Consider the following 11,644-nt stretch of genomic DNA (forward strand, 5'->3'; position numbering starts at 1 on the left):
CCCCACAGTACCCGCCGCGACCACAGCGGGAGCCGCCGATGCTAGGTGGCAGCCCGCTCGATCGCCTTGCGGACCCGTTTCGCCGAGACCGTCATCCGGGTGCCGAGGGTCTGGGCGAACAGGCTGACCCGCAGCTCCTCGAGCATCCAGCCGATCTCGTCCACGGCGGCAGGCAGCCGGCCGGGTGGCTGGCGGGAGCACAGGTCGGCGTACGCCTCCTCCAGCGCGTTCACCGTCTCCATCCCCTGGCGGTCACGGACGGCGGCACCAGGCAGAGCTGCCAGCCGCGCCACGATCGCGCGAAGGTAGACGGGTAGCCGCTCGTAGTAGGGATCATCGGTCGCGGCGATGAATCCGGGGAAGACCAGATTGGCGCGCTGTTCTGTGACGTCCGCCCGGACGTCGGGATCGGTGACGGATCCCAGCGCGAGACTGACCTGCTGGTCGGCCCGCAGCACCTCGGCCGCGATGGCGACCACCCGGCGCATATGGTCCGCGTTGTCCTGGCGGACGGTGTCGCACAGGGCGGCGAAGGCACGCTCATCCCGTACGTCCTCCGGGTCGACCGCCCGGGCGACCAGATCGCCCACGGACTTCAGCCGGGCGTCGGCGAGCAGGTCGGGGACGCTGGCGTACGGGCTGGATCCCAGGGCGAACTTGTCGGGATTGGGCAGGTGCGAGACCACCCACCGGGTCGGGTCCGGAGTGTTGAGCAGGACCAGTCTCCGCAGGCCGACGCGGTGACTGGCCGCCGCATGCGCCGGGGTGTCCTGGACGACACTGCCGACCGATGTCCCCTCATCCACCAGCGCCGGATGGCCTGTGGCCCGAGTGCCGAGCCGCTCGACCGTGATCTCGCGGGGCAGACTGCCGAAGACCCAACTGGTCGACCCCGCGTGCCGGGCAGTCTGCGAGGCCTTGGACAGCGTGGCGGCGACGGTGCGGGTGTGCTCCTGCTGCAGCTCGGCCAGCGACTTCCCGCGGGCCACCTCGACCTCGCCGTCCGCGCCGCCGCGCGAACCGCCGGGTCGGACCACCACGAAGGTGACGCGTAGGTGGTCGGGCAGCTTGGCCAGATCCCAGTCGGCGGGTGCGACACGCAAGCCGACATCGACCGCCAGTCGGCGGGCGAGGGCCGCGGTCAGCGACGTGACGGACGGGTCGATCTCACCGTCGCGGATGTCGTCGGCCAGCTCGGCGAGGAGCCGACGCGCCCAGTCGGGCGCCGGCACCACCCGGGTGCGCTGCGCCTTGGGCAGCGACCGGATCAGCTGGGTCACCAGCTCCAGCCGCAGCCCGGGAACCTGCCAGGTGAACGGTGCCGACGGCAGTGCGCTGAGGATGGGCAGTGGGATGCGCACGCTGACGCCGTCGGCGCCCGCCCCCGGGTCGAAGACGTACTCGACGTCCAAGGTGTGCTCCCCCACCCGCCAGGTGTCGGGGAAGTCGCCCGCGCGACCCAGATCGGCCGTGTCCTGCACGAGGTCCTCGAGGGACAGGTCGAGGAACCCGTCGTCCTCGTGGCGCTTGCTCCGCCACCACGCGTCGAACGCCGCCACTGTGCAGACGTCGTGCGGCACCCGGGCGTCGTAGAAGTCGAAGAGAGTCTGGTCGTCGACGACGATGTCGCGGCGGCGGGTCCGCTCCTCCAGCTCCTCTGCGCGACGGCGGGTCTCCTCGTTGCGCGCCCAGAAGTGGTGACGGGTGTGCCACTCGCCCTCGACCAGCGCCGAGCGGAGGAAGATCTCGCGGGCGGCCACCGGGTCGACCCGGGCGTACGACACCTGCCGGCGCGCGATGATCGGGACCCCGTACAGGCTGGCGGTCTCGTACGCCACCGCCTGGCCCGAGCGCATGGACCAGTGCGGCTCGGCGTAGTGGCGCTTGAGCAGATGCCCGCCGACCTCCTCGACCCACTCGGGGCGGATGCCCGCCACGGTGTGCGCCCACAGCCGGGTGGTTTCCACCAGCTCGTTGGCCATCACCAGCTCGGGGGGCTGCTTGGCCAGCGCCGAACCGGGGTTGATCGCGAACCGGGCGCCGCGGGCGCCGAGGTATTCCCGCGGCGCCCGACGGACACGCCCTCGGCCATCCCTGGGGCGGTTCTTCCGCTCGTCCTTGAGGTCCGCAAGCCCGACCCGCGAGAGCAGACCGGTCAGTACCGCGATGTGCACCCGGTCGGCGTCCGCCGTCTGCTCGTTGCGGGTCATCCCCAGGTCTCGGCAGATGTCGCGCAACTGGTTCTGCAGGTCCTGCCACTCCCGGATCCTCAGGTAGTTGAGGAACTCGTCGCGGCACATCCGGCGGAAGGCGTTGCCCGACATCGCCCGGCGGCTCGTCGTGAGGTAGTCCCACAGCCGCAGCAGGGCGATGAAGTCGGATCCGTCCGGCTCGGGGGCCGGGGCGTCGGCGGCGTCGGCGGCGTCGGCGGCGTCGGCGGCGTCGGGGGAGCCTCCCGGAGCCGGCATCGGTGCCCAGAAGCGCCGGTGCAACTGGTCCGCCTTCTCCCGCTGCTCGCGCGGCCGCTCCCGGGGATCCATGATCGTCAGCCCGGCGACGAGCACCACCATCTCCCGCAAGCAGCCGTAGTGCTCACCGGCCAGCAGCATCCGACCCATCCGGGGATCGAGCGGGATCCGGGCCAGGCGGTGACCCATCCGGGTCAGTCGTGGCCGGGACCTGGTGGCCTGCGGCGCGAGCGCGCCCAGCTCGTCGAGCAGGCGCATCCCGTCGGTGATCTGGGCGGACTCGGGGGGTTCGACGAAGGGAAACCCCTCGATGTCGCCGAGTCCGGCCTCGGTCATCTGCAGGATCACCGAGGCGAGGTTGGTCCGTAGGATCTCCGGTTCGGTGAACTCCGGTCGCGAGAGGTAGTCCTCCTCCGCGTAGAGGCGGATGCAGATGCCAGGGGCGACGCGGCCGCATCGGCCGGCCCGCTGGTCCGCTGAGGCCCTGGAGACCGGCTCGATCGGCAGGCGCTGCACCTTGGTCCGGGTCGAATACCGCGAGATCCGCGCGGTTCCCGGATCGACGACGTAGCGGATGCCGGGCACGGTCAGCGAGGTCTCCGCGACATTGGTGGCGAGGACGATCCGACGGCCGGTGTGCGGGCTGAAGACCCGATGTTGCTCGGCCGACGACAGCCGGGCGAACAACGGCAGCACCTCCGTGCGCGGCAGCTTCAGGTCGCTGATGGCCTGCTCGGCGTCGCGGATCTCCCGTTCGCCGGACAGGAAGACCAGGATGTCGCCCGGTCCCTCGGCCGACAGCTCAAGGATCGCGTCGCAGATGCCCTCGGTCTGGTCCTTCTCGACCGCAGGGGTGACGTCCTGCGTCTCGTCGTCCACTGCTCCGTTGTCGGTCAGGGCCCGGTAGCGCACCTCCACGGGGTAGGTACGACCCGACACCTCGATGATCGGGGCGTCGTCGAAATGCCGGCTGAACCGCTCCGTGTCGATGGTGGCCGAGGTGACGATGACCTTGAGTTCCGGTCGCCGCGGCAGCAGTTGCTTGAGGTAGCCGAGCAGGAAGTCGATGTTGAGGGACCGCTCGTGGGCTTCGTCGATGATGATGGTGTCCCAGGTCCGCAGGTCGCGGTCATGGGAGATCCCGGCGAGCAGGATGCCGTCGGTCATCACGGTCAGCGCCGTGTCGCGCTGGGCCTTGCGGGTGAAGCGGACCTGGTAACCGACCTCGTTGCCGAGATCGACGCCCATTTCCTCGGCGATGCGCTCGGCCACCGTACGCGCGGCGATGCGCCGCGGTTGGGTGTGCGCGATCCGCGTACGCCCCAACCGCAGGCACAACTTCGGCAATTGGGTGGTCTTGCCGGAGCCCGTCTCCCCCGCCACGATGACGACCTGGGATTCGGACAGCGCGGCGGCGATGTCCTCGACCCGCGCGCTGATCGGCAGCTCCGCGGGGAACGTGATGGTCGGGCTCAGGAGGGCTGGCCTCCCCGGATCTCCTCCTCGTCGAGGGGGCCGGTGTCCTCGGCACGGTCGCGGATCAGCGCGAGCGGGCACTCCGCGTGAGCCATCACACCGCGGACAACGCCTCCGACACCGAAGCCGGCGGTGGTGTGCACACCGAGCCAGAGCAGGTCGAGCTCCTTGGAGCGGGCGACCATCTCCTTGACCGGGTGGCCCTGCACGACATGGGTGGTGACGCTGACATCGGGGTAACGCTGCTGCAGGGGCTGCAGCAGGGCCTGGACACCGCCGATGGCGGCTTGTCCGGCGACGTCGACCGCGTGCTCACCGGTCCGATGCACCGGCCCCGGGACGTCCCACACGTGGATGACCTCGAGGCCGACCTTGCGCAGGGACGCCTCGGCGAAGGCGGCGGCGAGGGCGGCTGCCCCGTTCGCGGTGGCATCGACGCCGACCCCGATCCGCTGCAGGCGTCCGGTGGACGCCGGTGAGGACGCGGCGGAGATCATCACCACCGGACAGTGCGCGGTCGCGGCAACTCCGACGCTGGTGGACCCGACGAAGATGCGCTCGAGGCCGGACAGGGAGCGGCGGCCGACGACCAGCAGGTCGGCGGTGCGGGACAGCTTGGTGAGGGCCGCAGTGGCGTTGCCCATGACCACCTCGGTGCGGATCCGCTCCGCGGGGAAGCCCTCGGCCTGGACGGCGTCGGACGCTTCGCTGACGACCTGCATGCCCGCCTCGTGGAGGACGGACGGGTCGTACACGACACCCCAGGCACCGGCCAGGATCGCATCGTCGACGACGTGGGCGATCAACAGGTCATCCCCGCGCAACTCGGCCGCCCCCACGGCGTACCTCAGCGCTCGGTCGGCGTCCGGAGAACCGTCCACACCGACCAGGACGACACCTCGACGAGAATCTGATTCAGTCATCACTGCCTCCTGCTGTCGAGTTTGTCACTTCTCCTGGCGGTCCACCACGCGTCCGCTGATTTCGCGCACCTGCAGTGTGATGAACAGATCACGGTCCCCCATCGCCCAGGGCATGGGGCCGTCGACCCGGAGAGCCTCGAGCTGCGCAGGCGAGGTCGGAGTGGACGAGACCCCCTGGAACATCACGCTCCACCCGTTGCCGGTCGACACGTCGATGTCGTCCACCTGGAAGGAGATCTCGCGCTCGTCGCCGAGTTCGGCGAGGACGGACTCGCGTGACGTCCGGAAGACCACCAGCCCGTCACGCACGACGTAATTGACCGGCAGGATGAGCAATCCCGCCGCAGGAGAGGTCCAGGCGACGCGACCGACCTCCTGGGTGCGCAACAGGGCGCGACAGTCCTCGGGGTCGAGCGCCGCGAACATGCCTTCGTGCATGGTCCTCCTCCGTTTTCCTCGTCCGATGTTACTGGAGTGCGGACACCTCACTCGACCTCGAACGTGGTGTGACCTCCGAGCTTGTGCGCGAGTTCGTCGTCGATGGCGTCGGCGATGTCGCTCATGATCCGGACGGCCTGGTGGAGATGGGCCGGCACGAAGGGATGGGTGAGCACCGAGAGGCTGGCGAAGACCTTGTCCCGGACGAGGTGGAACTTGACCATCCGGGCGTCGGCATTGAGGTCGTTGAGCACCTCCGCCGCGCGCGAACGTCCCGCCACGTCATGGACGAGCACCGAGAAAAGGATCAGCTCGCGACCGTCCTGGCTGAGCCGCAGGAACAGCATGGCCGACCCCACCCGCAGCGCGATGTCACCCTCGTGGTCCCGCAACGGGGCATGACCGAACATGTCGGTCAGCTCCGCCTCGATCATGTCGTTGAGGTGTTGCGTGGTGACCGGGATCGTCGCGATGACGTCCTCGGCGTCGAACTCGGTGGCCCCGGAGAGCGGCTCGGGCCGCGGCGTCAGCACCTCCGCCAGGTGGTCGGGGGCGAGGAAGACCGGGTGCTGGACCCCGAAGACGTCACGTAGGGCCCCGACGGCGGCCCCGGCGAGCCGGTCCGACGCCTCCTGGTCGAGCTCGATCCAGAAGTTCGCGGTCGGGCGCGGCCCCTCGTTCGTCGGCGCCGACCAGCCCAGCCGCTCCATCAGCGCCAGTTGCTCCGAGCCGAGCTGGTAGTCCTCGCCGAGCACCGAGTTGCTGGAGGCTTCTGCTCGGATCGTCGTACGGTCCAGGGCCGTGAAGGTCACGTACGGGACCTGACTCTCGTCGACGGCCACACACCCGATGGTGAAGTCCGCCGAATCGTCGATCACCGAGATGACCTCGGCGAGGCGCAGCTCGAACTCGTCCCACGCCTGCGCGATGCTGCGATCGAGGTCGAAGTCTCCGTACTGGGGCACGGCCCGAAACTAGCGCACGGAAGGGAGCACGTCACGAGAGCAGCGCTGCGATCCCGAAAATGCTCAGCACGGACAGCACTGTGGTCACGAAGATGGCGTCGCGCACCATGACGACGCCGGTGTCGTAGCGGGTCGCGATCACGAAGACGTTCTGCGCGGTGGGCAACCCCGCCATCACGGTGACGGCGAGCAGGTCCTCGTGGCCGAGGTGCATGGCGAACCGTCCGAAGGCCCAGGCCACCAAGGGCATGGCGACAAGCTTCAGCCCGGTCTGCCAGGCCAGCATGGGCCCGCCGGCACGATCGGGCCGGGGCCCCAGGCACAAGGAGATGCCGAAGGCCATCAGCACGCCAGGCACGGCCATCGCCCCCACCATCGACATGGGTGCGGCCAGCAGCGGAGGGATCCGCGTGCCCGTCACGGACAGCAGCACACCGACCAGGGTGGCGATGGTCAGCGGGTTGCGGAGGAACCGGCTGACGAACGCCCGGATCGTGAAGCGCGCCTCCGTCCCCGTACTCAGGTCGAGGAGGGCCAGACCGACCGGCTGCAGGAACAGCAGCTGGGTGAGCATCACCGGTACGGCTCGGGTCGGCGACCCGAGGACGTAGGTGGCGATCGGCAGACCCAGGTTGCCGGCGTTGACGTAGGCCGAGGCGAATGACCCCGCGACGGTCTCCCCCAGCGGCATTCTCCAGATCAGGCGGGCCGAGGCGACCCACAGCAGGACCGTGGCGCCGATCGAGACGAGGGAGGCGACGAGATCGACCGACAGCACGGCCCCGACATCCTGTCCGGCCATCAGGGTCACGAAGAGGACGGGCATGGCGACGTAGAAGGAGAGCGTCCCCAGCAGATTCTGGGCCTGCTCGGTGAAGACGCCGAGCTGAGCCATCAGGTAACCGACGCCGACCACCACACCGATGACGAAGAAACCCGACAGCACTCCCTGCACGGGCACACTGTAGGCCCGTGTGGTCGCTCGCCGGCCGACGACCGCACGGTTGTGAGTGGCAGGGCTGCGGAGGGCACGGCACCGGTGCACGGGCGGGTAGGCCCGAGCGCGCCTGAGATACTGGCGCCATGACCGCTCCCCCGCAGCCGTCGTCGCCGCGCCCCGGAGCCGCGGGCCTGCCCCCCGCCGCCCCGTTCGGCGCCGACCCGATCGAGCACCCCCCGGCCCAGGGGGGCCCACCCACACCGCCGATGACGCCCCTCGCCGAGCACACCACCGCGGTGCTGCCGAGCGTCCCCGCGGCGCCGGGTGAGGACGAGTTGCCAGCCACGCCTCCCCCCTCGCCCAGGGGTACCCAGGTCCCGGGGCGGGGCCCCGTCGCCGCCCCCATCCCCACCACGAACGCCCCCCGTCGCGCGAGACCCCCGCGTCGCGGACGACGATTGCCGAAGGTGGTGGTCGGCACGGTGCTGGCGCTGGTGCTGCTCGCCGGCGCGCTCCTCACCTGGCGCTCCGCCGTCGGTCGGGAGTACGACACGAGGCTGACGACGGATCGCGCCGCCGCCCGCCAGGTCGCCGAGGCCTACCTGGGCGCCCTGCGCGATGCGAATGCCGCAGCGGCCCTGGACACCGCCGCGACGCGACCGCGCAACGCCTCGTTGCTGACTGACGACACCCTGCGTGGGTCGCAGGCGAGCGGCGGTGTCACCGGCATCCGGGTAGGCGAGGCAACAGTGGCCCATGACGCCACGACGAGGGTCGTCGGCGACACCGGGACGGTCCAGGCGCACTATCTGATCGGCGGAAAGCCGGTCGACGTCCAGCTCCCGGTCACCCGGGTGGGATCGCGATGGAAGATGTCGGCGGTCACCGCCCGGGTGGACCTGGGCGGACCGCCCACCCGCAGCGTCGACGGGAAGGTGCCTGAGGCGTCGACGGTCGACCTGTTCCCCGGCACCTATCGCATCGCCACGACGTCGACGTACGTCACCCTCGCCCAGCCTGACCTGGTGGTGACCGCCCCCGATCCGGTCGGGGACACGGCGAAGCACTGGTCCGGCGGGTCGCCGAGCCTGTCGGCCGACGCCAAGGACAGGATCCTCCGGGCAGCACAGGCATCGTTGTCGGCGTGCCTGGGCCAGAAGTCGCTCAATCCCGCCGGCTGCCCGATCGCCATCACCACCGGCCCGGCCATCAGCGTGAACGAGGCGACTATCGCCTACACCCTGCTGGACGATCCCTGGCAGGGCGTCGAGGTGGCGTACGAGGACAGCACCGGAGGCGCCACCGGCCGCGTGCCGCTGCACTACCGCCTGGACGCGGCGGCCACCAACGGATCCGTGGAGGGGGTCGTCCGCCAGGACTACCGCTACGACGCGACCTTCGTCGCCGATCTCACCGGCACCGATCCCGCCATCAGCTGGAAGTGACGTCGGGCCCGCTGACGTCGCCCGCACGATGACGCCGACGCCTGCGGCGCCGACCCGGCTGGCCGGCCGCCGACCCGCCGTCGGGCTCGTCCGCGTGGCTTTCGGCGTTGTGGCTTTCGGCGTCGTGGCTTTCGGCGTCGGCCGGCTCATCGGCCGGGTGCCCGGCGGCCCATTCCTCGAAGGCAGAGATCGCCGTCGGGAGGGTGGGGAACACGTAGTCGCGGCCCACGGCGTCGATGATGCCGGCACGTTCCAGCTGCGCCAGGGCCTCCTCGTTGAGACGAGCGATGGCGAACCGGATGCCGTGCTCGTCCAGCATCCTGCGCAGTTGTTCCATCTCGTCGCCGGCGGTGAGGTCGACCTCACCGTTGGCCTCCGCATTGAGCAGGAACCAGCGGGTCGGCGTCTCGGCCGACAGGGCCGCCTGTAGAGCCCGGCGGCGGAAGTCCACGGAGTTGGCGAAGAACAGCGGAGCGTCGTACCGATAGACGACCAGCCCGGGAACCGGCTGGGCGGCCGGGGTGTCAGCCGTGTCGTACATGCCCGGCGTTCCCGGCACCCGCCCGAGGACGGCCTCGGCGGGGGCCGTGAGCCGTCGGAGCAGGTCGATGATGGACAACCCGACCGCGATGGCGATGCCGATCAGCACGTCGAACGCCAGCACCCCGGCCGTGGTGAGGACGGCCAGGACGAGCTCGCTGCGGCGGAAGCGGGACACGCGTCGCCATTCGCGCAGGTCGATCAACTTCAGGGCGGCGAAGATCACGACCGCACCGAGCGCCGCGGACGGGAACGAGGCGATGACCGGCCCGAGGAAGAACAGGGTGGCCAGGACACAGGCGAGGGAGACGAGTGAGGCGACCTGCGTCCGGCCACCCATCGCCGCTCCCAGCGCGGTGCGGCTCCCGCTGCTGCTGACCGGGAAGCCGCCCGAGAGGCCGGCCGCGATGTTGGCGGCCCCGAGGGCGAGGAACTCCTGGTCGGAATCGATCTCCGCCCCCTGGCGAACGGCGAAGGACCGACCCGTGAGGACGTTGTCGGTGTACCCGACCAGGGCGACGCCGACGGCGACGGGGACCATCTCGCGCCACGGGATGCCTGACAAGTCGGGTGGTCCGAACGGCGGCAGTCCTGCGGGAACGGCACCGACGACCCGGATACCGACGGCGGTGAGGTCCCAGCCGGCCACGATGCCGGCCGAGGCGACCATCGCGAGCAGGGGCCCAGGCCAGCGCGGCAGGAAGCGGTCGAGCAGAAGGAGCGCCGCCAGGACCGCCAGGGCCAGGACTGCGGTCTGCCAGTGCAACTGGCCGGCGTTCTGGAGGAGGCTACGGACCTCGAGGTAGGTGCTGCGACCATCGGTCGCGATCCGCGACACCTTGCCCAACTGGCTGAGGATCATCAGGGCGGCGATGCCGCTCATGTAGCCGAGCAACACCGGGGTGGAGAAGAACTCCGACAGGAAGCCCAGGCCGGTCGCCCATCCCACGAAGCAGATCAGCGCCACCGTGAGGGCGAGGACCGCGGCCAGGGTGGCACGCTGGCCGGGACCCGCGTCGGGAGCCAGGGTGGCGATGGCCGTCGCCGTCATCAGCGCCGTGGTCGACTCGGGCCCGACGGAGAGCTGACGGGAACTCCCCAGCACGGCATAGAGCAGCAGTGGCCCGACGATCGCCCACAGTCCCGTCACGGCCGGCAGACCGGCAACCCCCGCGTACGCCATCACCTGGGGGACGAGATACGCCGCGACGGTGACACCGGCGAGCAGGTCACCCCGAAGCCAGCGCCGTTGGTAGTGGCGCAGGACCCGGAGGCCGGGAAGCACACGGGAGCCTTCGAGGCGACCGCGTTCCGCCCCGGGGGCCGGCTGCGCCGGCCGTGACCCCGCACCGGCTGTCATCCCCCCATCGTAGGGATGCTTCCGCCGACCTCGCCGGGAATCAGCGAGGGACAATTGGGAGGGCGGGGACCTGGACGGGGGTCAGACAGCCTTCCGCCGGGACTTGCCGCCTGAGGTGCGCGTGGCCGCCTCGTCACCAGCCGCCTCGTCACCGGCCGCCTCGTCAGCGGCCTCAACCTCGTCACCACGCCCCGCACCCGACTTCTTGTCATGCGCTGCGCGCTTCTTGCCGACCGCTGGCCCCTTGTGCTCGGTGTCCGCCTCTGTGTCCGTGTCGGCCGAACCGCCGCGCTTGCGTTCGAGGGAGGCCTGCAGGGCGGCCATCAGGTCGATGACTTCGCCGCCCTCGACCGCGGGTGCCGGGGTGGGTTCGGCGACGATTACGCCCTCATCCGCCGCAAGCCGGGCCTCAACGAGCTCCTTGAGCTGCACCTGGTAGTCGTCGACGTACGCCGAGGGGTCGAAATCCTCGGACAGTTGCGCCACGAGCATGTTGGCCATCGACTGCTCCGCCTCCGTCACCGACGCGTCGGGGACCTTGCCCGCGAAGTCAGGCTCCCGGACCTCGTCGGCCCACAACAACGACTGCAGGACCATGAGATCGCCGCGCACCCGCAGCACTCCGAGTCGGGTCCGCTGGCGCAGGGCGTACTTGACCACGGCCGTCCGTGCGGTCTGCTCGAGAGTCGACCGCAACAGGAGGTAGGGCTTGGCCGCCCGGGAGCCGGGCTCCAGGTAATAGGCGGAGCCGAGGGTCAGGGGGTCGATCTGTTCGCTCGGCACGAACTGCAGCACCTGGATCTCATGGGCCGCCTCGGCCGGCAGATTCTCCAACTCCTGCTCCGTGAGCACCACGCGCCTGCCGTCGGCTTCGTACGCCTTGTCGATGTGCTCGTACGCCACGACCTCACCGCAGACCTCGCAGCGCCGCTGGTAGCGGATCCGCCCCCATCGGCGTCATGGACCTGGTGCAAGGGCACGTCATGGGAGGACGCGGCGGCGTAGAGCTTCACCGGCACGTTGACGAGTCCGAACGCGATGGCGCCGGCCCACATCGACCTCATGTCTCCATTGAACCCGACAGAACAG

Annotated in this window: 8 protein-coding genes; 1 reads left to right on the forward strand and 7 read right to left on the reverse strand. The window is 70.4% G+C overall.

The features are described 5' to 3' along the window. Window positions 1-41: 41 nt before the first annotated feature. From hrpA to Rai3103_RS15460, 5 genes are read right to left on the reverse strand one after another with little or no spacing between them, the layout of a single operon-like run. A complete protein-coding gene (gene hrpA / locus Rai3103_RS15440) occupies window positions 42-3,944 on the reverse strand; it encodes an ATP-dependent RNA helicase HrpA (protein WP_153573806.1) in 3,903 nt (1,300 codons plus the stop codon). After that, a complete protein-coding gene (locus tag Rai3103_RS15445) occupies window positions 3,941-4,867 on the reverse strand; it encodes a universal stress protein (RefSeq protein WP_153573320.1) in 927 nt (308 codons plus the stop codon). The genes hrpA and Rai3103_RS15445 overlap by 4 nt, the downstream gene beginning before the upstream one ends. 24 nt (window positions 4,868-4,891) lie before the next feature. After that, entirely contained in the window at window positions 4,892-5,305 is a 414-nt protein-coding gene (locus Rai3103_RS15450; RefSeq protein ID WP_153573321.1) for a pyridoxamine 5'-phosphate oxidase family protein, read from the reverse strand. A 47-nt stretch (window positions 5,306-5,352) separates the two neighbouring features. Then, window positions 5,353-6,270, reverse strand: coding sequence for a T3SS (YopN, CesT) and YbjN peptide-binding chaperone 1 (locus tag Rai3103_RS15455; protein WP_153573322.1), 918 nt, complete (start codon window positions 6,268-6,270; stop codon window positions 5,353-5,355). Between the two features lie 31 nt (window positions 6,271-6,301). Further along, window positions 6,302-7,225 carry an AEC family transporter gene (locus Rai3103_RS15460; protein ID WP_153573323.1) on the reverse strand — a complete coding sequence of 308 codons (924 nt, stop codon included), beginning with the start codon at window positions 7,223-7,225 and terminating at the stop codon, window positions 6,302-6,304. 128 nt (window positions 7,226-7,353) lie between these two features. Here Rai3103_RS15460 and Rai3103_RS15465 point away from each other — a divergent pair, with 128 nt between their 5' ends. Continuing rightward, complete coding sequence (locus Rai3103_RS15465; RefSeq protein ID WP_153573324.1) at window positions 7,354-8,655, forward strand: hypothetical protein; 1,302 nt, start codon at window positions 7,354-7,356, stop codon at window positions 8,653-8,655. On the opposite strand, the gene Rai3103_RS15470 is transcribed toward Rai3103_RS15465, so the two are convergent. Then, window positions 8,642-10,480, reverse strand: coding sequence for a SulP family inorganic anion transporter (locus Rai3103_RS15470; RefSeq protein ID WP_228488982.1), 1,839 nt, complete (start codon window positions 10,478-10,480; stop codon window positions 8,642-8,644). The two genes, Rai3103_RS15465 and Rai3103_RS15470, sit on opposite strands and share 14 nt — an antisense overlap. A 156-nt stretch (window positions 10,481-10,636) precedes the next feature. Next, window positions 10,637-11,458: a non-homologous end joining protein Ku gene (gene ku, locus Rai3103_RS15475; protein WP_239022361.1), complete on the reverse strand. Its 822-nt coding sequence runs from the start codon at window positions 11,456-11,458 to the stop codon at window positions 10,637-10,639. Window positions 11,459-11,644: the final 186 nt, after the last annotated feature.

The organism is Raineyella fluvialis (assembly GCF_009646095.1).
Taxonomy (GTDB): domain Bacteria; phylum Actinomycetota; class Actinomycetes; order Propionibacteriales; family Propionibacteriaceae; genus Raineyella; species Raineyella fluvialis.